This window comes from Kitasatospora sp. NPDC057904 (assembly GCF_042887925.1).
Classification (GTDB): Bacteria; Actinomycetota; Actinomycetes; order Streptomycetales; family Streptomycetaceae; genus Kitasatospora.
Genome location: NZ_JBHVOL010000011.1, coordinates 37,253 through 61,028, shown reverse-complemented (window position 1 = coordinate 61,028; position 23,776 = coordinate 37,253). Strand labels below are relative to the sequence as shown.

Genomic DNA, 23,776 nt, shown 5'->3' with positions numbered 1-23,776 from the left:
AGCGGCTACGGGTACGGCGCCAGCGCCGGAGGCGTCCGCAGCCCGTGGTGGCGTCGCAGGGCGGCGAGCGCCGCGTGGTGGCCGCACATGCCGTGGACGGACGGCCCCGGCGGGGTGGCGGCGGAGCAGAGGTAGACGCCGGGCAGCGGGGTCTCGTACGGGTTCCATCGGGCCACCGGGCGGGCCAGGGACTGGCGGAGGGTGAGGGCGCCCGCGCCGATGTCGCCGCCGACGTAGTTGGGATTGTACTCCTCGTACTGCCGCGCCGACAGGCCGCGCGAGGCGACGATCGTGTCGCCGAAGCCGGGCGCGTAGTCCTCGATGCGGCGGCGGATCAGGTCGACCGGGTCGCGCGGGTCGCCGTGCGGGACGTGGGCGTAGGCCCAGACCGGTCGCCTGCCGCCGGCCTCGCGGGTGGGGTCGGTCACGGCCGGGTCGACGACGAGCACGAACGGGTCCTCGACCGGGCGGCCCGCGGCCGTCGCCGTCTCCCGGCGGACGATGTCGGCCCGGGTGCCGCCGACGTGGACGGTGCCGGCCCGGCCCACGAGCGGGTTCGTCCAGGGGATCGGCCCGTCGGTGAGGAAGTCCGCCTTCGCCGCCCCCGGCCCGTACCGGTAGCGGCGCAGCGACCGCCGGTAGCGTTCGGGGAGCCGGGGGCCGGCCATAGCGAGGAACTCCTTGGGGCCGACGTCGAGCAGCACGAGCGGGACGTCGCCGAGTTCGGCGAGGTCGCGGATGCGCTGCCCGGTGTGGAAGACGCCGCCGTGGGCGGTGATGTCGGCGGCGAGGGCGTCGGCGATGCGGGCGCTGCCGCCCTCGGGGAGCGGCCAGCCGGTGCTGTGCGCGGTGTGGGCGAGCAGGAGCGCCACGGCGGCCGAGGTGACCGAGGGGAGCCTGCCGACGGCGTGCGCGGCCACGCCGGTCAGGAGCGCCCTGGCCGGTTCGGTGCGCAGGAGCCCGAAGGGCGTGAGCCGGGTCGCGAGCGACGGCACCCGCGCCCCTAGGAGCAGCGGCGCGAGGAGGTCGCCCGGCACGCTGCGCTGGTCGGAGAGGAGCAGGTCGACGACGGCGGGGGAGCGGTCGGCGAGCGGCCCGAGGAGCTGCATCCAGCGGCGGCCGTCCGGGCCGAGGTGGGCGGCGGTGCGGCTCAGGTTGCGCCAGGCCGCGGCGGCCCGCCCGCCGGGCAGCGGGTGGGCGTACGGGATGTCGGGCTGGAGCAGCCGGACGCCGCGGGCGGGCAGGTCGAAGCGGCGGAAGAACGCGGAGGCGGCGGCCATGGGGTGGACGGCCGCGCAGATGTCGTGCCGAACGTCGCTGTCGAACAGCGACGTGGTGCGCAGCCCGCCGCCGATGGTGTCGGCCGCCTCGAAGAGGGCGACGCGCAGCCCGGCCCGGGCCAGGGTGACGCCGGCGGCGAGACCGTTGGGGCCGGTGCCGACGACTGCGGCGTCGAACGTCATGCGGCGACCCCCTGGTGTTCGGCGAGGCGCCGGTAGAGGCCGCTCTCCTCGCTGAGGTCGGCGTGGGTGCCGACGGCCTGCACGCGGCCCCGGTCGAGCACGATGATCCGGTCCGCCCGGGTGATGGTGGAGAAGCGGTGGGCGATGGCGACGACGGCGCGGGTGCGGGCGATGGCGGCGATGCTGTCGCGCAGCGCCGCCTCCGACGCGCCGTCGAGGCTGGCGGTGGCCTCGTCGAGGAGCACGATCCGGGGTTTCTGCAGGAGGGTGCGGGCGATGGCCAGGCGCTGGCGCTCGCCGCCGGACAGGCCGGCGCCGCGTTCGCCGAGTTCGGTGTCGAGGCCGTCCGGCAGGGCGGCGACGACGTCGGTGAGGTGGGCCATCCGCAGGGCCTCGGCGATGTCCTCGCCGGTGGCGCCGGGGGCCGCGTAGGTGAGGTTCTCGCGGACGGTGCCGCGCAGCAGGGTGTGTTCCTGGTCGACGTAGCCGACGAGGGAGCGCAGCTGGTTGAGCGGCATGCGGGCGGTGTCGGTGCGGCCGATGCGGATGGTGCCGGCGGACGGTTCGTGGAGCCGTTCGGCGAGCTGGAAGAGCGTGCTCTTGCCCGCGCCGGACGGGCCGACGACGGCGGTGAGGCCGCGGTCGGGGACGGTCAGCGACACGTCGTGGAGGACGGGGGTGTCGCTGCCGGGGTAGGCGAAGGTCACCCCGTCGAAGACGAGGCCGTGCCCGTCGACGGGGGCGTGGGCGGGCGGTCCGGCGTCCTCCTGCTCGATCGCCCCGAGCTCGGAGAGGCGGTCGAGGGAGGCCCGGCCCTGCTGGAACTGGGCGATCGACATGAAGAGCATCACCAGCGGTGCGACCAGGTAGAACAGGTACATCATGAACGACGTCAGGTCGGCGGGCGCCATGTCGCCGGTGGCGACGCGGGCCATGCCCCACGCGATGACGACGGTCAGGGCGATCTGGGTGCCGACGTTCATCGCCGGGGTGAGCAGCGCCGACAGGGCGGAGACCCGCACCCCGGAGCGCCGGGCGCGGTCGGCGAGGCCGCCGAGGTGCTCGGTCTCCCGCTCCTCGGCACGGGAGGCCTTGACGGTCGGCAAGGCGCCGAGGACACGCATCAGGGCGGAACCGTAGACGCCGGTGTCCTCCCGGTTCGCCACCGCCACGAGCCGCACCCGGCGGGCCAGCAGCAGCGAGACGGCGCTGGCCGTGCCGAGGCAGGCGAGGGTGGTGGCGAGCAGCAGCGGGTCGATCCAGGCCATCATCGCGATGCCGCCGAGAACCATGAACGCGCTGGTGACGATCTGGGCGAGCGCCTGCGTCATGCAGACCCGGGCCAGCGAGGTGTCGGTGACCATCCGGGTGAAGACGTCGCCCTGGTCCCAGCGGTCGTAGGAGCGCAGGCGGGAGCGGAGCAGCCGGGCGCCGAGGGTGTGCCGGATGTCGTACACGACGTCCTCGCCGGCCCGGCCGATCGCGTACGCGTGGGTCGCGGCGAGCACGGCGTCGGCGGCGAACAGGGCGGCGGCGAGCAGGATCGGCCCGGTCAGGGGGCGGTCGGCGGCGAAGGCCTCGATCATCCCGCCGATGACGAGCGGCTGGGCCAGCGTCGCCGCCGCGCCGGCGAGGCCGAGGAGGATGCCGGTGAGCAGCAGCGCGCGGTGCCGCCGGGCGATCTGCCAGGGGTTCACGCCGCTTCCCCGGGCCCGCTCGCGGTCCCGGTCCCGGGCTTGACGTACGTGCAGACGAACATCGGCGAGCGCTCCGCGTACGGCTCGCCGCCCCAGCCCGCCGAGCGGCTCTCGGGCACCAGCCCGGCCGCCCGCGCGTACGCGTCGACCTCGTCCGGCGTGGTGAGCCGGGACAGCTCGGTGCCGACGCGCGTGCTGCCGTCGGCCTCGTACCAGATGTGGGAGCAGTGCCACAGGTCGTTCTCGGGCAGCAGCGTCGAGTGCGTCTGCAAGCCGGTGCCGCGCTCCGGGTACGGGGTGAAGTAGGTGGCGTGGCTGCGCCCTTCGTGCAGGGCGTGGATGGCGGGCCGGTTGTGGGTCTCGACGACGAGCCGTCCGCCGGGGGCGAGCAGGCCGGCGGCGCGGCGGACGGCGAGCTGCTGTTCCTCGGGGGTGAGCAGCATCGACAGCGTGCCGCAGACGCAGTAGACGAGCCCGGCGGTGCGTTCGGCGCGATAGGTGCGGATGTCGCCGTGGACGGGCTCGACGTCGGTGCGGCCGGCCAGGGCCGCGCGCAGGCCGTCGAGCATCTCGGGGGAGGAGTCGACGCCGGTGACCGGGCCGACGAGCGCGGCGAGCGGCAGGGCGATCCGGCCGGTGCCGACGCCGAACTCGACGGTGCCGGCGGCCGGGTCGGGGTGGAGCGCGGCGAGGTGTCCGGCGGTGCGGGCGGCGGAGTCGTCCTTGGGGAAGAGCCGGTCGTACCAGCCCTTGAACTCCAGCCCGTAGCCGATGTCGTGGACGGAGGGGGTCTGCACGGTGCTCACTTGGACCTCCCCTTCAGCACCCCGTAGGCGATGGCGCCGGCGATCACGGCACCGATGGCGACGACGATGTACGCGGCCATGGTCAGCTCCTCACTGCGGTGGTGGCGGGCCGGGCGGCGAGCGGGCGCCGCGCGTCGGCCGGGTCGAGCGGGGTGTACGGGGAGACGAAGACCATCTCGGGGTCCTGCGTCCTGTCGTATCCGGTGGCGCGGGCCAGCGCGAACTGGAAGCCGCGGACGTCCGCCGCGTCGCCGCGCTCGTGGATGGTGGCGCGCAGGTACTCGGTGAGGGTCCGGTAGGCCGAGGTGCGGGTGACGACGGCGAAGCCCTTGTCGATGACGTGCAGGATCTCGCTGCAGATGTCGAAGACGGCCTTCTCCGGGCGCCGGGTGGGGAACCAGGCGATCTGCCAGGGCTTGCGGCCCTCGATCACGTCGAGGCCCTCCCACGGGGAGGTGGTGCCGTCGGCGCCGAGGGTGCGGTACAGGAAGTGGTAGTCGTGCATGGCCGGGGTGGGCGCGAAGAACCGCCAGTTCGGCAGCAGCGAGAAGGTGTCCTTGAGCTGGAGCCGGTTGAACGCGGGGTGCGGGTGCTGGGTGGCGAGGGTGCCGAGCAGCATCGCGGCCCCGGCGATCCGCCAGGCGGCGCCCTTGCCCTTGAATACGGCGCTGCCCTTGAATACGGCGCTGCCCTTGAACACGGCGCTGCCCTTGGACATGGCGCTGCCCGTGAACACGCTGCGCACGTCGGGACGGGGGGTCACGTGGCGGCCTCCTGGTCGGCAGGGTCCGCGGGGGCAGCGGACCGGGCGTCCGCGACGCGGTCGAGGAACGCGGTGATGAGGTCGGCCGCCCGGTGCGCGAAGCGGCTCTGGGTGAGCAGGGTGTCGTGCCCGGCGCCCTCGACGACCGTCACCTCGGTGTGCGCGCCGCCCACGTGGGCCTCGGCCAGCTCCCGGTGCATCAGCAGCTGGTCGGGGTCGCGGTCGACGGTCTGCTGCGCCGAGACGACCAGCGCGTGCGCGCCCTCGACGGGCTCCAGCGGGCCGCAGAAGGCGCGGAACTCGGCCTCCACGGCGTCCCATTCGCGCCGCCCGGCCTCCCACATCCGCGCGTCGGCGTACTGCGCGAACGCCTTCTTGCGGTACGCGGCCGGCAGCCCCTCGACCCACTCGGGGCGGGCCATCAGGACGCCGGTGCCGAGGCGCAGGTACCAGGCCATCCGGGTGAGCGAGGTGCGCAGCTGCCCGGCTGACTCGCTCTGCTGCCTGGAGCGGTTGAGCTCGTCGGGGTGCGAGGAGTCGAGGTAGACGACGCCGTGCAGGCGCCCGCCGAGCTGCGCGGCGGCGCGGCGGGCGAGCTCGCCGCCGAGCGAGTGGCCGACCAGGACCACCTTCCGGTCCGGCTCGACCGCGAGGCGGACGAGGTCGACGAGGTCGTCGACGGACTCGGCCAGCCGGAAGCGCGCGGCGCAGCGGTGGCGGCTGCCGGCGTACCCGGCGCGGGCGTAGGTGACGACGCCGTAGCCGGTCTCCTTCGCGAGGCGCTCGGTGATCCAGGCGAAGTGCTCACTGGTGGAGACCATGCCGGCGGCGAACACCAGGACGGGCTCCTCGGCGCGTCCGTGCGCGAGCACCTCGTACTGCAGCTCGTTGCCGTGGCGGGTGGTCAGCACGCGGGAGGTGTGCCAGCCCTCGGTGGTGCGCAGGCGGCGCTGGACGGCGGTGCCGACGGCGATCGCGCCCGCGCCGGCGAGCAGCAGGAGTGCGGCGGGCAGTGCCCGGTCGTCGCGTCCGGCGACGGCGGGGTGGTCCTTCGGGGTGGAGGTGTAGGCCACCATCGGGTGCATCGCGGTGAACGCGGTGACGAACCGGCCGAGGCCCATGAAGTACCCGTTGGCCAGGTGGAACGCGGCGGCGCTCGCGATGACCGGCCGGGCGAGACGGCCCTTGCAGGCGTAGGCGAGCGGGAACAGGCACTCCAGCGCGAGCACGCCGTGGGTGAGGTACCGGGCGGCCTTCGGGTGCTCCTGGGTCCAGCGGTACATGCCCTCGTGGCCGTACGTGCGGGTGCGCATGACGCCGCCGAGCGCGGAGGCGTCGCGCCAGGGCTCGCCGAGCAGCTTGACCCAGCCGGAGACGAGGTACGAGAGGTTGGCCTGGAGCGCGACGTACCAGAGCAGCGCGTCCTTGGCCTGCGGGGACCGTACGAGCCGGGCCGCCCCGGTGGCGGTCTGCACGAGGATCGCGACCTGGTCGGAGCCGTCGGTGCCGTAGCGGTGGCGCGGGTAGAGCAGCGCGGACGTGGAACCGAGGAAGAGGCTCCCGGCGCCCCGCCAACGGGAGTTGCCGGGCAGCAGCATGCCGGTGGCGACGGCGGCGCGCGCGACGTGCAGCGCGGTGGTGGTCCGCGGGCCGCTCACGGCGTTCAGCAGCCGCCGCACCAGCGGGGTGGATTCGGCCTGGACGTCCTTGACGATGGCCCAGTCGTTGAGCCCGCCCCGGCGGATCTGCCGCCGCTGCGCGAGGTACTCCAGGGAGGAGGTCAGCGTGGTGGCGGCGGCCAGCCGTTCGGACAGGCCGAGGGCGCGGTCCCGGCTCACCGCGGCCGGGGCGAACACCGCCGAGGCGATCTTCCGGGTGTTCCTGGCGAATTGCACGCGTGGCACGTATTTCACGTGGTCCCTTTCACGGCGCCCCGGCGGTCGGGGGCGCTAGGCTGGCCGTGGGCCTGCCGGGCCAGAACGCACCTCTGGCCCGGCAGGCGTCGTGGAGCATCCGCCCCGGTCAGGGGGCGGTCGTCATCAGCCCTGGCGGCCGAGTTCGAACGCGCCGATCACGGCGGAGGAAATCGCCACGCCGCCGAGAAAAGCACCGGGAGTCGCCAGAACCGGGCTGGCCTCCGGGAAGATGACACCCTCCTCGGGGATTTCCATCGCGTTCACGGCCTCGATGACGTCGTTCATTTTCGCGTCCTTTCGAAAGATGGCTGGGCGGAGCGGGGGAAAGGGGGGCCGGTCAGCCGACCGCGCGGCCGAGCGCGTAGGCGCCGCCGACCAGGGTCGCACCGCCGACGAAGGCGCCGACGGCCTTGGCCCCGCCGATGGCGGCCAGCGCGGCGGCCGGCGTCGCGAGGACGGGCAGCGCGTCGCCGTGGGTGTCGGCGGCCTCGATGGTGCCGAGGTCCAGGCCGTTGACGTGGGAAACGATGTCGTTCATGGCATTCCTCTCCCTGGAAGGGATTTCCGGTGGATGATCAGCCGTTCCGCGCTCGGGGCGGCGGAACGGCGCCGAACCGCCATGCCGTGAATTCCCCCCGGAGCCGCCAACGGGCGGTCGTTCCGAGACGAACACGTGGTGGCGTGGAAGGATGAAAACATCGCTCCGGAACATCGGGTATGACCTGCGTCACACTCGATTTCGGACGGTGACTTTCCCTTGACTGGCGGATGTCACGACGCGCCATGACATCCGTCATGCGAACCCATGACAGTTCTCATCCCGGCAAAGTCGAGTCGCCTGCGAACATGTTGCGCATGGCGAATGACGGCAATTCAAACGTGATCGAGGTCACAGACCTCTGGCGCCGCTACGGCCCGCCGGGCCCCGGCGGTTTCGACGCCGTGCGGGGCATCGGCTTCACCGTCGGCCCGGGCGAGCTGTACGCGCTGCTCGGCACCAACGGCGCCGGCAAGACCTCGGCGGTCGAGCTCCTCGAAGGCCTCGCCCGGCCCACCCGGGGCACCGTCACCCTCTTCGGCCGGTTCGACCCCGTCCGCGACCGCAAGCGGGTGCGCCCGCGCACCGGCGTGATGCTCCAACGCGGCGGGCTCCCCACCGATCTGACGGTCGCCGAGACCGTCCGCATGTGGGCCTCCTGCACCACCGACCCGCGCCCGGCCGCCGAGGCCGTCGCCCTCGTGGGCCTGGCCGCGCGCACCGACGTCGCCGTCAAGAACCTCTCCGGCGGTGAAGTCCGGCGCCTGGACCTCGCGTTGGCCACCCTCGGCCGGCCCGACCTGCTCTTCCTCGACGAACCCACCACCGGCATGGACCCGGAGGGCCGCCACGACACCTGGCGGATCATCCGGCGGCTGCGCGCCGAGGGCACCACGATCGTGCTCACCACGCACTACCTCGAAGAGGCCGAGCAACTCGCCGACCGGCTGGCCGTCATGCACGCCGGCCGGATCGCCGCGACCGGCACGATCGCCGAGATCGTCGCCGAGCACCCCGCCACCCTCGCCTTCCGCCTGCCCGCCGGCCTGACCCCCGCCGACCTGCCGCACCCCGCCGACCTGCGGGCCGCCGTCGCCACCGGCCCGGCCGGCCGCGTCGAGCTCACCACCGACGACCTCCAGCACACCACCACCGAAGTGCTGCTCTGGGCCCGCGCCAAGGGCGTCACGCTCAACCAACTCTACGCCCGCTCGGCCTCGTTGGAGGAGGCCTTCCTGCGGATCGCCCGGGGCGGTACGGACCGCACGGAAACGGAGCGGGCCGCGTGAACCGCACCCACCTCGCCGCGCTCTCCCGGGTCGAGCTGACCCTCTTCCTGCGCAGCAAGAGCAACCTCTTCAACGTCCTCGTCATCCCGGTGCTCATCGTCATGGGCACCACGACGGTCATGCGGCAGTTCGACCTCAAGGGCGCCGGCCTCGCCATGGGCCACGTGATGGTCTCCACCACCGCCGGGATCGTCCTGATCATGGCCCTGTACGCACCGCTGATCGGTGTCTACGTCCTGCGGCGCGAGGAGTACGTCCTCAAGCGGCAGCGCACCGGCGAGATCGGCGACCTCGTCATCCTCGCGAGCCCGGCCGTCCCGATGGCGATCGCCGCCGTCCTGCAGTTCACCGCGATCGCCGCCGCCGTCGCCCTCATCGCGGGCCTCGGCGCCCCGGCCGCCCCGCACCTCGTCGCCGTCGGCGTCCTGCTCGGCACCGTGCTGATCGCCGCCGCCGCCGCGCTCAGCACCGCCTTCGCCCGCACCGCGGAGAGCGCCCAGGGCGTCAGCACCGTCGGCTTCATGCTGCTGCTCGTCACCTCCGGCACCGTCATCCCGCTGGAGGTGCTGCCCGGGCCGTTCGCGGACGTCCTGCGCTTCTTCCCGCTCACCCCCGTGATCGAACTGGTCCGCTCCGGCTGGACCGGCGAGGGCGCCGGGATGGTTGACTCGGTGGTCAGGGGCGCGACGCTGCTGGCCTGGACGGCGCTCGCCGCCTGGGGCGCGCTGCGCCGCTTCCGGTGGGAGCCGCGCGCCTGAACCCGCGACGGGCACTCGACGGGCACTCGACGGGCCGGAAGGAAAGGAGACGAACGGAGGATGACCGACGTGCCGACGACCACGCACTACCGCACCGACGTCGCGAAGGCGACCGTCCAGACGCGGTGGATGCTGTGCTCGATGCCGTGGCTGCTGCTCGCCGCACTGCTGTGGCCGCTGCTCGCCAGGCTCAACGAGGCGGGGGCGCCGGCCGTCGTCGGGTGGGGCATCGCGACCCTCACCGCGGTGCAGGGCATCGGCGCCACCACGGCGATCGCGCACAGCGTCGGGCGGACGGCCCGGCCCAGGGCGCTGCTCGGCGCGATGGCCGCCGTGACGGTGCTCGAACTCGGCCTGTTGCCGTACGCGTACGGCACCGGGCACCTCGACGGCACGCGCGTCCTGGTCATCGCCGCCATCGCGATCGCGATCCCGCCGGCCTTCGCGCTCTCTCCGCTGCTCGGCCAGGCCCGCTACCTCGCCGTGGCGCTGGTCGGCTCGGTCGCGACGGCCGGCGTCGTCTGGTCCTTCGACCGGGCCGCCGGCCCGGCCGTCCTGGCGTTCACCGTCGCGACCTGGACGGTCATCGGCGGGTTGATGCGCTCCTCGCTGTGGTTCCTCGCCGTGCTGTGGCAGCTCGACGCGGCCCGCGAGACCCAGGCCCGGCTCATGGTGGCCGAGGAGCGGCTGCGCTTCGCCCGGGACCTCCACGACATCATCGGGCGCAACCTCTCGGTGATCGCCCTCAAGTCCGAGCTCGTCCAGCGGCTCACCGAGCACCCGAAGGCGCAGGCCGAGCTGACGGAGGTGCAGAAGCTCACCCGCAGCCTGCACCAGGAGATCCGCGAGGTGGTCAAGGGCTACCGCACCACAGACCTGGCCACCGAACTGGAGGGAGCGCGCTCGGTGCTGGAGGCGGCGGGCATCACCTGCCGGATCGAGCGCGACGGCGCCCCCGAGCTCGGCCAGGACGCGCAGACCGCGCTCGGCTGGGTCGTCCGCGAGGGCATCACCAACGTCCTGCACCACTCCCACGCCCGCACCTGCACCATCGCGCTCGCCGGCGCCGCCGATGGCGCCGCCGAACTGACCATCACCAACGACGGCGGCGGCCACCGCCCGGCCTCGGGCGGCGGCAGCGGCCTGGCCGGCCTCGCCGAGCGGCTCGCCCCGCTCGGCGGCTCCCTGGACCACGGACCGGGCGCCGACCGCACCTACCGCCTGCGGGTACTCCTCCCGCCGACCGAGACCCCGACTGAACCGCCGACCGAAGCGCCGACCGATCGAGGCCACCGATGATCCGCGTCCTGCTCGCCGACGACGAACACCTCATCCGCGGCGCGTTCGCCGCCCTGCTCGCCTTCGAGGACGACATCGAGATCGTCGCCGAGGCCTCCACCGGCCCGGAGGCCACCGCCATGGCCCTGCACCACCGGCCCGACGTCGCCGTCCTGGACCTCCAGATGCCCGAGCGCGACGGCGTCACGGTGGCCCGCGAGCTCGCCCAGGCCCTGCCGGACTGCCGGACGATGATCGTCACCAGCCACGGCCTCCCGGGCCACCTCAAGCGCGCCCTCGCCTGCGGCGTCACCGGGTTCGTCTCCAAGACCGTCTCCGCCCAGGAGCTCGCGAGCATCATCCGCACCGTCCACGGCGGCCACCGCTACATCGACCCGATCCTCGCCGCGGACGCCATCAGCGCGGGCGCCTCGCCGCTGAGCGCCCGCGAGGCCGACATCCTGTCCCTCGCCGCCGACGGCGCCCCCGTCCTGGAGATCGCCGAGCGCGCCGCCCTCGCCCCGGGCACCGTCCGCAACTACCTCTCCTCCGTCACCACCAAGCTCGGCGTGGAGAACCGCCACGCGGCCGCCCAGCTCGCCCGCCAGCGCGGCTGGATCTGATCGCGCCGAGCCGGGGGCGGAGCGGCGGAGGCTGCGGCGTTTACCGATCGTCAACAACCTTTTCCTACGGTGGGTCCACGGGGGCCGCCGGCCGGCGGTGCCCCGGCACGCTTCCGACCGAGGGGGATTCCACTGTCCAGGATCATCACCGCCGCCGTACCGGCGCACGGCCACGTCGGCCCGCTGCTCGCCATCTCCGCCGACCTCGCCGCCCGCGGCCACGAGGTGGTGTTCCTCGGCGGCGGCCGGTTCGCGGGGGCGGCGGAGCGGGCCGGGGTGCGCTTCGTGGCGCTGCCCGCCGAGGCGGACTTCGACGACCGGGACCTCGACGCCCGCTTCCCGGGGCGCTCCGAGCTGCCGGCCGGGCCCGCGCGGATCGCGTTCGACGTCAAGCACGTCTTCACCGACCCCGTCCCGGCGCAGTACCGCGCGCTGGAGGAGCTGCTGGCCGGCTTCCCGGCGGACGCGGTGGTGGTGGACGCGTTCTTCCAGGGCGCGCTCGCGCTGGCGCTGAGCCGGCCCCGGTCGCAGCGGCCCGCCGTGGTGGGCGTCGGGGTGGCCCCGCCGATGTTCCAGAGCGTCGACACCGCGCCGTTCGGCCTCGCCCTGCCGCCCCTGCCGGGGGAGGAGGGCCGGGCGCGCAACCGGGCGATGTACGAGGAGGTGAACCGGCGCGGCGAACCGCTCCAGCGGTACGCGGAGCAGGTGTTCGCGGGCCTCGGGATCACCCTGCCGGACGGGCCGCGCGCCAACGCCCTCGTGACGGTGCCGGACCACTTCCTCCAGCTCACCGTGCCCGGCTTCGAGTACCCGCGCAGCGACGCCCCGGAGACCTTCCGGATGATCGGCGCGCTGCCGCCGGCCGGCGGCGCCGATCACCGCCTGCCCGCCTGGTGGCGGGAACTGGACGGCACCCGCCCGGTGGTCGTGGTCACCCAGGGCACGCTCGCCAACGGCGACCTCACCGAGCTCGTCGCGCCCACCGTGACCGCCCTGGCGGACCGCGACGTGCTGGTGGTCGCCGCCACCGCGCGCCCCGACGGCCCGGCCGCGCTCACCGAACTCCTGGGCGCACTGCCCGGCAACGTCCGGGCCGCTGGCTACGTGCCCTTCGACCTGCTGTTGCCGCACGCCGACGTGCTGGTGAGCAACGGAGGCTACGGCGGCGTCCACACCGCGCTGCGCTACGGCGTGCCGCTGGTGGTCGGCGGCGCGAGCGAGGACAAGCCCGAGGTGGCGGCCCGGGTGCAGTGGTCGGGCGCGGGGCTCGACCTGCGCACCGGGCGGCCGGAGGCCGCGGACGTCGCGAAGGCCGTCGACGAGGTGCTGGCCGACGGCCGGTTCCGCGAGCGGGCCCGCGCGCTGGCCGCGGAGCTCGCGGAGTACCGGCCGTTCGACGCCGTCGCCGAGCTGGTGGAGTCGCTGGGCTGAGCCGGACCGGGCGTCAGCGGCGGGACGGGCGGCGGCTCACTGGTCGTCGCCGTCCGCGTCCGGTCCGGCGGCCGGCGCGCCGCCCTTGCCGATGCCGAGCTTGGCCTCGGCGGTGGTCCAGTCGGCGGCGATGGCCTGCTGGACGGCGGCGAGGGTGGCCTGGCCCTTGCAGAGCGCGGTGTGCAGGTGCGTCTCGACGGTGTCCTTGGGGTTGTTCGGACCCTTGCCCGGGACGTGGTCGGGGGACGGCGGCTGGACCCACAGGTTGCGCGGGTCGTTCGGGTCGCCGCCGAGCTGCAGGCTGATCAGGTGGTCGTACTCGGCGTCGCCCATCGGGCCGGTGTAGCCGTAGGACTTGGCGTTCTCGGCCTTCTCCTTGCCGGTGATGTTCGCCGGCGGGCGGATCCCCGAGGTGTAGCCGCCCGGCTTGCAGACGGTGTCGTTGAGGTTGGCCTGGGTGACCGCCGGGCTGGTCGCGCCCGGGGTGCAGTTCGGGTCCGGCAGCGGCTGCTTGTCCGCGGTGTAGTGGTACTTGCAGGTGCCGGCGGCGGGCTGGGCCTGCACGTCGTACGAGGGCTTGGGGCCGACGCCGACCGGGATCGCGTGCGCGGCGGCCGCGTCGCCGGCCGCCGGGGCCGAGCCCTTGGCGGCCGCGCTGGTGGGGGCGGGCTTGGCGGTGTGTCCGGTGTTGGACGAGCAGCCTGCGGCCGCGGCGAGCAGGACGGCCGCGGCTATGGCCAGGGCACCGCGAGCGGGAGCCGGCACGAGTTCCTCCAGATGGGTGTGCGTGAGCTGCGGGCCGGCGGGCCGCCGGATACCGCGCCAGCGGACACTACCGTGTCAAAGGGGCCAAAGGGGTGACGCCACGTCGGGCGCGGGAGGCCGTGGCCCGGCGTGCGGAATCGTTCCGCCGCGCCCGCCGTCTCGCGTGCCGTCCCGGATGCCGGTCGCGTGCTGTTCCGGGGGCCCGTCAGGGGACTGACGTCGGGCGGAGTAACCGAAGGGCGGGGCCCGTCGAGCATGCGTAGCTTCGTCACCGAACGACTGCTCACCGGCGTTCCCCGCTCTGATCCCCGATCTGACCCCCGCTCTGATCCCTCTCCGACCCCCCGACCGGAGTCACCCCATGCGGATCCCCGCCCTCCTCGCGGCAGCCGCCCTGCTGCCGCTCTCCCTCACCGCCGCGCAGGCCGCCCAGGCCGCCGCCGGCCCGGCCCACCGCTCGACGTACGCCAAGGACCTGAGCGTCCAGGTCAGCCCGCCGTCCTTCCCGACCGTGCCCGGCGCCGTCGGGACGATCCTGGTGACGGTCTGCAACAACGGCTCCGAGACGCCGGCCGACGGGGCGACCCTGGTGGTCAACGGCCCCGCCGATCCGTCGATGCGCCTGACCACCGATCACGCGGGCCCGGTGGACGGCGGCTGGAACTGGATCCGCTTCACCGTCGCCAAGGGGCTGGCACCGGCCACCTGCGAGACGGAGAAGCTCTACGGCGAGACCATCAGCACCACCCCCGGCCCGAGGACCTACCCCGGGGGCACCGCCGTGGTCACCTGGGACGCCGACCAGAACCCGAACGACAGCTCGACCACCTGGTCCTGGGACACCTCCGCGCCCGTCACCGACGCGGTGCTGGAGATGTGGCGGCCCCCGAAGCCCGCCGCGCCCGGCAACCCGGCCGACTTCGAGGTGCTGGAGCGCAACCTCGGCCCTTCCACCGACTACCCGTGGCGCGGCCGGCTCACCGCCAAGCTCCTGCCCGGCTCCGAGTGGCTCGACAGCGCGCCGAGTGCCAACAAGTGCGCGATCTCGGCCGACGGCACCACGGCCACCTGCGACGACATCGTCGGCAACACGTGGTCCCAGTACAACCGCGGCTTCGCGCTCCGGGTCGACCCGGCCGCGAGCCCGGGCACGAGCATCGCCGCGACGCTCACCTACGAGGCCCCGGCCAACCCGGACCCGCACACCTTCGTCCTGACGGTGCTCATCCCGGTGTGCTGAGTCGCGCGCTGAGTCGCTCGCCGAGCCCGGTGGGCCCGGTGGGCCGAACACACGGGTGGGGCCGGTCCCGTACCGGCCGCCCCCACCCTCCGCGGCCCGGGTGTCAGTGCGCCGCGATCCAGTCCGTGATCAGCTCGTCCAGCACGCCCAACGGCAGGCTGCCGTGCCCGATCACCTCGTGGTGGAACTCCTTCACGTCGAAGCGCGGGCCGAGCGCCGCCCGGGCCCGCCCCCGGTGCCGGACGATCTCCCGGCGGCCGATCAGGTAGGCCGTGGCCTGACCGGGCCAGGCGATGTACCGGTCGATCTCGTTGCGGACGTTGGCCTCCGTCGTGGCCGTGTTGTCCCGCATGTAGGCGATCGCCCGCTCCCGCGACCAGCCGAAGTGGTGCAGCCCGGTGTCCACCACGAGCCGCACGGCCCGCAGCGCGTCCAGCGATAGCATGCCGAAGCGGGAGAGCTCCGAGCTGTACAGCCCCATCTCGTCCGCCAGCCGCTCGGTGTACAGCCCCCAGCCCTCGACGTGCGCGGTCAGCTGCCCGGTCGGCTTCTGGCGGAACTCCGGCAGGTGGTGCAGCGTCTGGGCGACGGCGATCTGCAGGTGGTGGCCCGGCACGCTCTCGTGGAAGGCGATCGCCTCGTACTCGTACCGGAAACGGGTGTGCGGGCGCAGCGTGTTGATCCAGTGGGTGCCGGGCAGGCCGCCCGGGCCCGGCGGCTGGTAGTAGGCGAGCGGCGCGGTCTCCGCCTCGATCGGGTCGATCTCGCGGGTCACGCAGTCGGCGATCGGGTAGGCGCGGAAGTACCCGGCGGACGCGAGGCGGGCCCGCTCCAGCGCGTCGTCGGCGAGGGCGACGATCTCCGCCGCGCCGGCGAACCGCAGGGCCGGGTCCTCGCGCAGCGCGGCCAGCACGCGGTCGGTGCCGACGACGCCGAGCACCGTGGCGCCCAGCTCGGCGAACTCCTCGCGCAGCGCCGCCACCGCGTCCAGGCCGATCCGGTGGATCTCCTCCGGGGTGAGCCCGGGCCGGGTGTAGCGGCCGACGGCGTCCGCGTAGCCCTCGGTGCCGCCGGGCACGTGGCACACGCCGGCCTCGGTGTCCGGCCGGGCCCCGGCCGCGAGCCGCTGGGCCAGGCCCGCCCGGTAGCGGGCCACCGCGGGCCGCACGCCGTCGCGCACGATCGTCTCGGCGCGCAGCGCCTCGCGGCGGCCGTGCAGCGGGCGCAGCAGCTGGTCGTCGGCGAGACTCCCGGCGAGGTAGCCGTCGAGCTGGGCGATCGCGGCGTCGACGCCGCTGCGCAGCGGGCGGCGGCCCTCGACGGCGGCGTCGAGGTAGCGCTGGAGGCAGGCGTCGAAGTAGCCGGGCAGTCCGGCCAGGCGCTCCAGGTAGGAGTCGGCGCCCTCCTGGTCGACGGCGGTCATGACGAGGGACTGGAAGGCCTCGTTCTGGGGCGCCGCGATGGTCGCCGAGATGCTGAAGTCGGCGAGTCCGTGGGTGATCCGGCCGGTGCCGTTGTCGATCAGGCGGGCGAGGACGCGGTGCGTGATGCGGTCCTCGCCGTCGAGGGCGTCGAGGGGCACCGCGGCGAGCCGCGTCCCGAGGCCCTGCAGCACCGCGCGGTGTTCCAGGGCGGCCTCCCGGGACGGGTCCGGCACCTCGTGGGCGTGGCCCGCGACCCCGCTGAGCGTGGCGCCGAACGGGTCGTGCGCGTTCTCGGCGGCGAAGTACTCCTCGGCGAGCGCGGCGAGTTCGGCCTGGTGAGTCTGCTCGTTCATGAGAGGTGCCTATGACGAAACCTCAGGGGTCCGCAACCCCTGGGACGGCATTGGCCGTTGCGGGTTCATGAAGCCGGTTCGCGTTCATGCAGCCGGTTCGCGCGCCGGTCCGCGTGCCGTTTGCGCAGCTCGTCCGGGATGTGACGATGCCGGCCCCGTCGCTCTCGGGCGACGGGGCCGGCATCGGTTCTTCGGGGGCGGGGAGCGTCAGGCCTTCGCGGCCTTCGCGGCCTTCGCAGCCTTGGCGGCGGCCTCCGCGGCCTCCTTCTCGTGCTTCGCCTTGATCCGGGCGGTCTCCTTGCGGACGTCCACCTGGTTGGCACGCTCGTGCTGGAGCCAGAGGGGGTTCTCGGCCTTGAGGGCGTCGATCTGCTCGGTGGTGAGCGCCTCGGTCACCCCGCCGCGGGCCAGGCCCGCGATGGAGACGCCGAGCTTGGCGGCGACCACCGGGCGCGGGTGCGGGCCGTTCTGGCGCAGCTCCTGGAGCCACTGCGGCGGGTTCGCCTGGAGGGCGGTGAGCTCCTCGCGGGAGACCGGGCCGTCCTGGAAGCTCGCCGGGGCGGCGTCGAGGTAGATCCCCAGCTTCTTGGCCGCCGTGGCCGGCTTCATGGTCTGGCTGGTCTTCTGCTTGAGCGATGTCATGAGGACAAGGGTAAGGGAGCGCGCGGGCACTTCCGGTCACGGTCGGTAGCCTTGCCCTGTGACAGACATGCAGGTGAACCCGTCCTTCCGGCTCGCGTACGTCCCCGGCGTCACCCCCGGCAAGTGGGCGCGCGTCTGGGGCGAACGGCTCCCGGACGTCCCGCTCGACCTCCTCGCGGTGCCCGCCGCCGACGGCGAGCGGGCCCTGCGGGAGGGCGACGCGGACGCCGGCCTGGTGCGGCTGCCCGTCGACAAGGACGTGCTGAGCGCCATCCCGCTGTACACCGAGACCACCGTGGTCGTCTTTCCCAAGGAGCACTGGCTCGCGGCCGCCGAGGACGACGTCGCTCTCGCCGACCTGGCCGACGACGTCGTCTTCCACCCCCTGGACGACACCCTCGGCTGGACCGAGCTGCCCGGGCGCCCCGCCATCGAGCGCCCGGCCACCACCGGCGACGCGATCGAGCTCGTCGCGGCCAACGTCGGCGTGCTGCTGGTGCCGCAGTCCCTCGCCCGGCTGCACCACCGGCGCGACCTCACCTTCCGGGCGGTCGCCGACGCGCCGCAGTCGCAGGTCGCGCTGTCCTGGCCGCAGGAGCGGACGACGGACCTGGTCGAGGAGTTCATCGGCATCGTCCGGGGGCGGACGGTGAACAGCTCGCGCGGGCGGGGCGCGGCCCCGGCCCCCGAGGCGAAGAAGGCCGAGCCGAAGAAGGCGGCGGCCCGCAAGCCGCAGCCCCAGAAGGCGGGCCAGAAGACCGGGCAGAAGTCCGGCCAGAAGCCGAGGCCGAACGCCGCCGCCGCCAAGCGGGGCAAGCCGAGGCGCGGCCGGTAGCCCGCTCCCGGGTGCCGGCCGGGTCGAGTACCGGTCGGGCCGGGTGCTGGCCGGGGCCCGGCGGGGCGCGTACCGTCGGCCCCGCCCGCCCGCCCGGGGCGGAGCCGAGGGTGCGAGGAGAGCGGCCGTGTGGCACGACCTGGTAGTCGTCCAGATCCCGATCGTCGAGAAGGTCCTGCGCACGATCGCCGTCTACGCGCTCATCCTGGTCCTGTTCCGGGTCGCCGGGAAGCGCGGGCTCGCGGGCCTCAACACCTTCGACATGGTGGTCGTCTTCCTGCTCTCCAACGTCGTCCAGAACGCGATCATCGGCAACGACAACAGCCTCCTCGGCGGCGCCATCGGGGCCGTCACGCTGATCGCGGTCAACTCGGCCGTCACCCGCTGGCTCGCCCGCGACCCGCGCGCCGCCCGCCTGCTGGAGGGCACGCCGACGACGGTCGTGCGGGACGGCGAGCTCGTCCCGGGCGCCCTGCGGGAGCTCGCGCTGCGCCCGTCCGAGCTGGAGCACGCGATCCGGGTCCAGAACGGCGACGACGTGAGCGGCGTCGCCCACGCCCGACTGGAGCCCGACGGCCAGCTCCTCGTCACCCTCAAGGCCGCCGAGCAGAGCGCGACCCGCGGGGACGTCGAGGAGCTCCGGCAGCGCCTGGACAGGATCGAGCGCCTCCTGGCCGACCTCGGCCGACGGCCCTGACCCGCCGGTGCCCGGTCACCGGCGGCGGGTGAGGGTGGCCGTGAAGGGGCGGGGGCACATCGCGGCGCTGCGCATCGGGCGGACGGGGCGGCCGGGGGCCGGGGTGACCGTCCAGCGGGCGGCGATGGTGGCGATGGCGAGGACGGCCTCCGTCGTCCCGAACGCGTCCCCGATGCAGCGGCGGGCCCCGGCGCCGAAGGGGGCGTAGGTGCCCAGGGTGGGGCGGGCGGTGTCGAGCCAGCGGTCGGGGTCGAAGCGGTCGGGGCAGGGGAACAGGTCGGCCCGGCGGTGAAGCAGGTAGGGGCTGAACAGGATGGTCGCCCCGGCCGGGACGTGGTGCCCGCCCAGCTCGGTGCCGTCCCCGGTGACGACGCGGCTGAGGAGCCACGAGACCGGGTAGAGCCGCAGCGTCTCGCTGACGACGCGCGCGGTGAGCGGCAGGGCGGGCAGGTCCTCGTGGCGGGCGGGGCGGCCGTCGAGGACGGTGTCGAGCTCGGCGTGCAGGCGCTCGCGGACCGCCGGGTGGGCGGCGAGCAGCGTCCAGGTCCAGGAGAGCGTGGCGGCGGTGGTCTCCATCCCGGCGAGCAGGAAGGTGATCACTTGGTCGTGGATCTCCTCGTCGGTCAGCCCGCTGCCGTCCTCGTCGCGGGCGGCGAGCAGCATCGAGAGCAGGTCGTGGTGGTCGGTGCCGGCGGCGCGGTAGTCGGCGATGAGGCGGCGGGTGATCTCGGCGAGGTCGGCGCGGGCGCGGTGGTAGCGGCGGTTGCCGGGGGTGGGGATCCGGTCGGCGCCGGGCAGCGGCATCATGATCCGCCGGGCGACGCCGTGGGTGACGACGTCCATGGCCCGGTGGACGGGCAGGGCCCCGGCCCGCTCGTGGGCGGCGAAGAGGCAGCGGGCGGTGACGGCGGTGGTCAGGCGGTACATGGCGGCGGGGACGTCGACCACCTCGCCGTCGCGCCAGGGCGCGGTGACGCCGGCGATCTCGTCGGCCATCATCGCGGCGTAGCCGGGCAGCCGGTCGCGGTGGAACGCGGGCTGGAGCATCCGGCGCTGGCGGCGGTGCGCGGCGGCGGGGCAGGTGGCGAGGCCGTCGCCGAAGACCTCGCGGGCCTTGTCGACGACGAGCCCGCCCTTGTCGTAGATGCGGTCCTCGGTGAGCATGCGGCGGACGAGGTCCGGGTGGCAGGCGACGTACGCGTCCATCGGGCCGAGCCGCAGCCGCACGAGGTCGCCGTGGGCGGGCAGGCCGGCCACGAAGGCGTACGGGCGGCGGACGAAGGCCGGGACGTGGCCGAGCAGGGGCAGGGCGCCGGGGGCGGTGGCCGAGGTGTACTGGGTGGGCACGGGCGTCACCTTGGGGGTGCGGGGGCAGGTGACCGGCAGCTTCCCCGGCGGGAGTCGGCGAAACGAGCGCCGGGCGGCGGGCTGGTGAACACGGGGGCGTGCGCCGAACACCCGTGCGCCGTCCGGGGGTTGGCCCGGGGCCGGCCGGAGGGGTGGCCGGCAGGGTGGTCGGCGGGGCGGTCGGCCGGGCCGGAGCGGGGCTATCCGCGGGCGCCGTCGCACGCCTAGACTGCCAACCTCTTGCGAGACTACCGGTCAGTAGGAATTGGGGAGTTGGGATGGCCGACGAGCGGGTCCACGCGTTCACCGACGACGCCCTCGGCGAGCACGACGCGGTGGCGCTCGCCGCCCTCGTGCGCGCCGGCGAGGTCAACCCCCGGGAGCTGGTCGCCGCGGCCGTCGCCCGCGCCGCCCGCGTCGACGACACGCTGCTGCCCCTCGCCCACGACTCCCACGACCGGCCGCGGATCAGCCGCGAGGGCATCGGCGGGCCGCTGTGGGGCGTCCCGACCTACCTCAAGGACAACGTCGACCTGCGCGGCCTGCCCACCGCCAACGGCAGCGCCGCCTACCGGGCCCGGCCCGCCCGGCGCAACGCCCGCTTCACCGACCAGTTCCTCGCCACCGGCCTCGCCGTCCTCGGCAAGAGCCGGATGCCCGAGTTCGGCCTCAACGCCTCCACCGAGTTCGCCACCGCCCAGCCCGTCCGCAACCCGTGGAAGCCCTCGCACTCGCCCGGCGCCTCCTCCGGCGGCGCGGCCGCCCTGGTCGCCTCCGGCGTCGTCCCGATCGCGCACGCCAACGACGGCGGCGGGTCGATCCGCATCCCCGCCGCCTGCTGCGGCCTGGTCGGCCTCAAGCCCACCCGCGGCCGGCTGGTCACCAACGCGCAGAGCGGCAAACTGCCGCTCGACATCGTCACCGACGGCGTCGTCACCCGCTCCGTGCGGGACACCGCCGCGTTCCTCGCCGCCGCCGAACGGCACCGCGCCGACCCGCAGTTGCCGCCGGTCGGCCTGGTCGAGGGCCCCGGGCGGCGCAAGCTGCGGATCGGCCTCGTGGTGGACTCGCCGATCGCCAAGACCGACGAACCCACCCGCCGCGCCGTCGAGGAGACCGCCGCCCGCCTGGAGGCCCTCGGTCACCACGTCGAACCGACGACCCTGCCCTTCGACGAGGGGTTCTCCCGCGACTTCGTCTCCTACTGGGGCTACATCGCCTGGGCGATCTCCGTCACCGGCAAGCTGATGTACGACCCCGGCTTCCGCGCCCGCGACCTCGACGGCCTCACCACCGGCCTGCGCCGGGGCTACCAGCGCGAGTTCCGCCGCACCCCGGGCGTGCTGCGCCGCCTGCGGGCCGCGGAGGCCACGTACGCGGACATCTTCCGCACCCACGACGCGGTCCTGTCCCCGGTGCTCGCCCACGTCGCCCCGCCGATCGGGCACCTGAGCCCGAACGTCGCCTTCGACGAGCTGATCGAGCGGCTGCTGCGCTACGTCGCCTTCACGCCGGTCAACAACGTCACCGGCGGCCCCGGCATCGCCCTGCCCACCGGCGCGGCCCAGAACGACCTCCCGATCGGCGTCCACCTCTCCGCCGCCCACGGCCAGGAGCGCCTCCTCCTGGAACTCGCCTTCGCCCTGGAGGCCGACCGCCCCTGGCGCCGCATCCAGGACTGAGCGGTCGGCCGCCGCGAGCGGCGCCGGACGCCGCGTGACCAGTGGGTGCCGAGCCTGCCGAGGCGCTGACCCCCCCGACCCCCCGACGCGCCCGGCCCCAGCGCGTGTCCTACCCGCCGGGCGCCGCCACCGCCCTGGCCGCGCGGACCTCGTGGTGGACGCGGAACAGGGCGCAGTCCGGCGGCAGCGGCGCCTCCACGGCGGCGGCGGGCAGGGCGGTGCCGGTGCGCAGCGCCTCGGCCAGGTCGCCGAGCTCGCGGGTGACCGCGGCCACCTCGGCCCGGGAGGGGACGGGCGCGCCGTGCTCGACGCGGACCCTGGTCGCGGTCGTGGTGTCGACGATCCGCTCGACGGCGATCACCAGCGGCCACCACGCCTGGGCCCGGGCGCCGACCGGCGGTGGCTCGGTGAGCGCGCGCTGGAACTCGGTGCGCACGGCGGAGAGGTCCCGGTACAGGCGCCGCCGGTAGCGGGCGCGGGCGGGCTCGTCGCGGCCGGGGCCGGTGGTGAAGGCGAGCGAGACGTAGGAGGCGGTGTCGGCGACGGCCTCGGCCAGGCGGTCCCCGATGCGGGTGTGCCAGGACTCGGGCCACAGCAGGTAGCCGGCCAGCAGCGAGATGGCGCAGCCGATCAGCGAGTCGACGAGCCGGGGCAGCACGAGGTGGAAGCCCTGGTGGTTGAGCAGGTCGGAGAGCATGAGGATCACCGGTGTGATGGCCGCCGTCTGGAACGCGTACCCCTTGGCGGACAGCGCCGGGATCAGCGTCGCGAGCGCCGCCATCACCGGGACGTCCCACCAGCCGTGCGGCACCTCGGCCAGCACGGGGATCGCGATCAGCAGTCCGGCCGCGGTGCCGAAGGCGCGCAGCACCGCCCGGGAGAACACCGAGCCGAAGTCGGGCTTCATGACGAACGTGACGGTGAGCGTGACCCAGTACGAGCGGGGCACCGCGATCACCGACACCAGCACCTGCGCGAGGCCGATGCACAGCGCGAGCCGCAGCCCGTACCGCCAGGACGCGCCGGACAGCAGCAGGGCGCGCGCCGCCCGCCGGGCCCGTTCGTGCAGCCCGGCGGGCCGGCCGAGGTGGTCGTCGGCGGCGTACGGGTCCGGCGCGTCCTCCCGCACGACGGTGGCGGCGTGGCCGATGGCCTCGTCCAGCGCCCGGGTGGAAGGACCGGCGGGCTCCGGGAGCGCGAGCGCGGGGGACGGCCCGGTGCGGCCCGCCTCGACGGCGTCCGCGAGCCGCCGCACCGCCGCCGGGTAGGCGGCCGGCAGCGGGCCGAGGTCGCTCGGGCGCAGCTGGGCCGCCGAGGCCGCCTCGACCACCGGGATCACTGCGTTGAGCTGGGCGAGCAGCCGCACGAGGGTGGGCGAGCGGCCGTGCCGCCGGGCCCGGCGGGCGAGCAGCAGGTCGTAGGAGTGGTTGAGCGACTGGGTGAGGGCCTGGCGCGTCGCGTCGTAGCCGGGGGAGCCGGTGGCCTCCAGGAGCTCGGCGACGGCCCGGTACGTCCCGGCGACGACCGCGCGCTCGGGCGTGCCGCCGCGCAGCGGCCACGCGAGCAGGGTGAGGACGAGCACGACCCCGCCGCCCGCCAGGAGCAGCACCGGCGGCAGCCACCACGGGGACGGCAGCGGCAGACCCGCGCCGACCACGGCGTTGAGCAGCAGGAGCAGCCCGGACACCGACGCGACCGCGCCGATCGACGAGATCATGCCGGAGACCAGCGCGATCAGCGTGAGCGCGACGACGGCCGTCCAGCCCTCCTGGAAGACCAGGGTGCCCAGCAGGACGCCGAGGGCGCCGAACAGCTGCGGCACGGCGATGTTGAACACCCGCATCCGGTAGGCGTCCGCGGTGTCCCCGATGACGCCGGACAGCGCTCCCATCGACACCAGCGCCCCGTACCCGGGCCGTCCTGCGGCCGTCCCGACGGCGAGCGGCGCGGCGAGCGCCACCGAGGCCCGGGCGGCCGCGGCCCACGGGATCGGGGCACGGGCGGGCCGCAGCCCCGCGGTCAGCCAGCCGGGCGGGGCGAGCCGGGCGGCTCGGGAGCGGCGTGCCATGGGAAAAAACTACGGCGAACCGCCGGGCCGGGCCCCCGGAACGCGGCCTACGTCAGGAGTCGTAGCGTGAGGGGGACCGCAGACCGAAGCGTGGCACGGCGTCCGGTCACCAGGATGGGCGCGGACGATCTTCGTGCCCCCGGTGTCGCGGGGCCGGAAGG

The 23,776-nt window shown here is 74.7% G+C and carries 21 protein-coding genes; 9 read left to right on the top strand and 12 right to left on the bottom strand.

Annotated features, from left to right (window positions below; translation table 11 throughout):
• Positions 1 to 5: 5 nt before the first annotated feature.
• From ACFVSN_RS26325 to ACFVSN_RS26295, 7 genes are all read right to left on the bottom strand, one after another.
• Positions 6 to 1,463, bottom strand: a complete 1,458-nt coding sequence (locus tag ACFVSN_RS26325; RefSeq protein WP_387596440.1) for a phytoene desaturase family protein — start codon at positions 1,461 to 1,463, stop codon at positions 6 to 8.
• Positions 1,460 to 3,160 carry an ABC transporter ATP-binding protein gene (locus ACFVSN_RS26320; protein WP_387596438.1) on the bottom strand — a complete coding sequence of 567 codons (1,701 nt, stop codon included), beginning with the start codon at positions 3,158 to 3,160 and terminating at the stop codon, positions 1,460 to 1,462. The genes ACFVSN_RS26325 and ACFVSN_RS26320 overlap by 4 nt, the downstream gene beginning before the upstream one ends.
• On the bottom strand, positions 3,157 to 3,966 hold the full coding sequence (locus tag ACFVSN_RS26315) for a class I SAM-dependent methyltransferase (protein WP_387596436.1): 810 nt from the start codon (positions 3,964 to 3,966) through the stop codon (positions 3,157 to 3,159). Before ACFVSN_RS26315 ends, ACFVSN_RS26320 begins: the two co-directional genes overlap by 4 nt.
• A gap of 82 nt (positions 3,967 to 4,048) precedes the next feature.
• Positions 4,049 to 4,729, bottom strand: coding sequence for a hypothetical protein (locus ACFVSN_RS26310; protein ID WP_387596433.1), 681 nt, complete (start codon positions 4,727 to 4,729; stop codon positions 4,049 to 4,051).
• On the bottom strand, positions 4,726 to 6,624 hold the full coding sequence (locus ACFVSN_RS26305) for an alpha/beta fold hydrolase (RefSeq protein ID WP_387956699.1): 1,899 nt from the start codon (positions 6,622 to 6,624) through the stop codon (positions 4,726 to 4,728). Before ACFVSN_RS26305 ends, ACFVSN_RS26310 begins: the two co-directional genes overlap by 4 nt.
• A 144-nt stretch (positions 6,625 to 6,768) precedes the next feature.
• Positions 6,769 to 6,930: a hypothetical protein gene (locus ACFVSN_RS26300; RefSeq protein WP_380446544.1), complete on the bottom strand. Its 162-nt coding sequence runs from the start codon at positions 6,928 to 6,930 to the stop codon at positions 6,769 to 6,771.
• A 52-nt stretch (positions 6,931 to 6,982) separates the two neighbouring features.
• On the bottom strand, positions 6,983 to 7,183 hold the full coding sequence (locus tag ACFVSN_RS26295) for a hypothetical protein (RefSeq protein WP_359959463.1): 201 nt from the start codon (positions 7,181 to 7,183) through the stop codon (positions 6,983 to 6,985).
• Positions 7,184 to 7,500: 317 nt separating this feature from the next.
• Here ACFVSN_RS26295 and ACFVSN_RS26290 point away from each other — a divergent pair, with 317 nt between their 5' ends.
• From ACFVSN_RS26290 to ACFVSN_RS26270, 5 genes are all read left to right on the top strand, one after another.
• Positions 7,501 to 8,472 carry an ABC transporter ATP-binding protein gene (locus ACFVSN_RS26290; RefSeq protein ID WP_387596427.1) on the top strand — a complete coding sequence of 324 codons (972 nt, stop codon included), beginning with the start codon at positions 7,501 to 7,503 and terminating at the stop codon, positions 8,470 to 8,472.
• Positions 8,469 to 9,230, top strand: coding sequence for an ABC transporter permease (locus ACFVSN_RS26285; protein WP_380499021.1), 762 nt, complete (start codon positions 8,469 to 8,471; stop codon positions 9,228 to 9,230). The genes ACFVSN_RS26290 and ACFVSN_RS26285 overlap by 4 nt, the downstream gene beginning before the upstream one ends.
• Positions 9,231 to 9,290: 60 nt before the next feature.
• A complete protein-coding gene (locus ACFVSN_RS26280) occupies positions 9,291 to 10,529 on the top strand; it encodes a sensor histidine kinase (protein WP_387596424.1) in 1,239 nt (412 codons plus the stop codon).
• The gene (locus ACFVSN_RS26275; protein WP_380446555.1) at positions 10,526 to 11,131 is read left to right on the top strand and encodes a response regulator; all 606 of its coding nucleotides are present in this window, start codon (positions 10,526 to 10,528) and stop codon (positions 11,129 to 11,131) included. The genes ACFVSN_RS26280 and ACFVSN_RS26275 overlap by 4 nt, the downstream gene beginning before the upstream one ends.
• Positions 11,132 to 11,200: 69 nt before the next feature.
• Positions 11,201 to 12,562, top strand: coding sequence for a glycosyltransferase (locus ACFVSN_RS26270; protein ID WP_387596421.1), 1,362 nt, complete (start codon positions 11,201 to 11,203; stop codon positions 12,560 to 12,562).
• 36 nt (positions 12,563 to 12,598) lie between these two features.
• On the opposite strand, the gene ACFVSN_RS26265 is transcribed toward ACFVSN_RS26270, so the two are convergent.
• Positions 12,599 to 13,327, bottom strand: a complete 729-nt coding sequence (locus ACFVSN_RS26265) for a hypothetical protein (RefSeq protein ID WP_380446560.1) — start codon at positions 13,325 to 13,327, stop codon at positions 12,599 to 12,601.
• 361 nt (positions 13,328 to 13,688) lie between these two features.
• Between ACFVSN_RS26265 and ACFVSN_RS26260 the strand changes: the two genes are divergently transcribed.
• Positions 13,689 to 14,567 carry a hypothetical protein gene (locus ACFVSN_RS26260; RefSeq protein ID WP_387596418.1) on the top strand — a complete coding sequence of 293 codons (879 nt, stop codon included), beginning with the start codon at positions 13,689 to 13,691 and terminating at the stop codon, positions 14,565 to 14,567.
• A gap of 103 nt (positions 14,568 to 14,670) precedes the next feature.
• Here ACFVSN_RS26260 and ACFVSN_RS26255 read toward each other — a convergent pair whose 3' ends face one another.
• On the bottom strand, positions 14,671 to 16,344 hold the full coding sequence (locus ACFVSN_RS26255) for a DUF885 domain-containing protein (RefSeq protein WP_387596415.1): 1,674 nt from the start codon (positions 16,342 to 16,344) through the stop codon (positions 14,671 to 14,673).
• Between the two features lie 207 nt (positions 16,345 to 16,551).
• Complete coding sequence (locus tag ACFVSN_RS26250) at positions 16,552 to 16,986, bottom strand: DUF5997 family protein (RefSeq protein ID WP_387956698.1); 435 nt, start codon at positions 16,984 to 16,986, stop codon at positions 16,552 to 16,554.
• A 67-nt stretch (positions 16,987 to 17,053) separates the two neighbouring features.
• Here ACFVSN_RS26250 and ACFVSN_RS26245 point away from each other — a divergent pair, with 67 nt between their 5' ends.
• Together ACFVSN_RS26245 and ACFVSN_RS26240 are read left to right on the top strand one after the other, a co-directional pair.
• Positions 17,054 to 17,821 (top strand): LysR family substrate-binding domain-containing protein, encoded by a 768-nt coding sequence (locus ACFVSN_RS26245; protein WP_387596470.1) that lies wholly within the window; start codon positions 17,054 to 17,056, stop codon positions 17,819 to 17,821.
• 127 nt (positions 17,822 to 17,948) lie between these two features.
• A complete protein-coding gene (locus ACFVSN_RS26240; RefSeq protein ID WP_387596409.1) occupies positions 17,949 to 18,518 on the top strand; it encodes a DUF421 domain-containing protein in 570 nt (189 codons plus the stop codon).
• Between the two features lie 15 nt (positions 18,519 to 18,533).
• On the opposite strand, the gene ACFVSN_RS26235 is transcribed toward ACFVSN_RS26240, so the two are convergent.
• Positions 18,534 to 19,865 carry a cytochrome P450 gene (locus tag ACFVSN_RS26235; RefSeq protein WP_387596406.1) on the bottom strand — a complete coding sequence of 444 codons (1,332 nt, stop codon included), beginning with the start codon at positions 19,863 to 19,865 and terminating at the stop codon, positions 18,534 to 18,536.
• 278 nt (positions 19,866 to 20,143) lie between these two features.
• On the opposite strand from ACFVSN_RS26235, the gene ACFVSN_RS26230 reads away from it, so the two are divergent.
• A complete protein-coding gene (locus ACFVSN_RS26230; protein WP_380445130.1) occupies positions 20,144 to 21,547 on the top strand; it encodes an amidase in 1,404 nt (467 codons plus the stop codon).
• A 109-nt stretch (positions 21,548 to 21,656) separates the two neighbouring features.
• On the opposite strand, the gene ACFVSN_RS26225 is transcribed toward ACFVSN_RS26230, so the two are convergent.
• Positions 21,657 to 23,615: an FUSC family protein gene (locus ACFVSN_RS26225; RefSeq protein WP_387596402.1), complete on the bottom strand. Its 1,959-nt coding sequence runs from the start codon at positions 23,613 to 23,615 to the stop codon at positions 21,657 to 21,659.
• Between the last annotated feature and the right edge of the window lie 161 nt (positions 23,616 to 23,776).

Bases quoted from the DNA above. Each gene is read 5' to 3' on its own strand.
- ACFVSN_RS26245 (WP_387596470.1), top strand. From the start codon at position 17,054: ATGCAGGTGAACCCGTCCTTCCGGCTCGCGTACGTCCCCGGCGTCACC.
- ACFVSN_RS26230 (WP_380445130.1), top strand. From the start codon at position 20,144: ATGGCCGACGAGCGGGTCCACGCGTTCACCGACGACGCCCTCGGCGAG.
- ACFVSN_RS26260 (WP_387596418.1), top strand. From the start codon at position 13,689: ATGCGGATCCCCGCCCTCCTCGCGGCAGCCGCCCTGCTGCCGCTCTCC.
- ACFVSN_RS26295 (WP_359959463.1), bottom strand. From the start codon at position 7,183: ATGAACGACATCGTTTCCCACGTCAACGGCCTGGACCTCGGCACCATC.
- ACFVSN_RS26275 (WP_380446555.1), top strand. From the start codon at position 10,526: ATGATCCGCGTCCTGCTCGCCGACGACGAACACCTCATCCGCGGCGCG.
- ACFVSN_RS26290 (WP_387596427.1), top strand. From the start codon at position 7,501: ATGGCGAATGACGGCAATTCAAACGTGATCGAGGTCACAGACCTCTGG.
- ACFVSN_RS26250 (WP_387956698.1), bottom strand. From the start codon at position 16,986: ATGACATCGCTCAAGCAGAAGACCAGCCAGACCATGAAGCCGGCCACG.
- ACFVSN_RS26255 (WP_387596415.1), bottom strand. From the start codon at position 16,344: ATGAACGAGCAGACTCACCAGGCCGAACTCGCCGCGCTCGCCGAGGAG.
- ACFVSN_RS26300 (WP_380446544.1), bottom strand. From the start codon at position 6,930: ATGAACGACGTCATCGAGGCCGTGAACGCGATGGAAATCCCCGAGGAG.
- ACFVSN_RS26225 (WP_387596402.1), bottom strand. From the start codon at position 23,615: ATGGCACGCCGCTCCCGAGCCGCCCGGCTCGCCCCGCCCGGCTGGCTG.
- ACFVSN_RS26280 (WP_387596424.1), top strand. From the start codon at position 9,291: ATGACCGACGTGCCGACGACCACGCACTACCGCACCGACGTCGCGAAG.
- ACFVSN_RS26325 (WP_387596440.1), bottom strand. From the start codon at position 1,463: ATGACGTTCGACGCCGCAGTCGTCGGCACCGGCCCCAACGGTCTCGCC.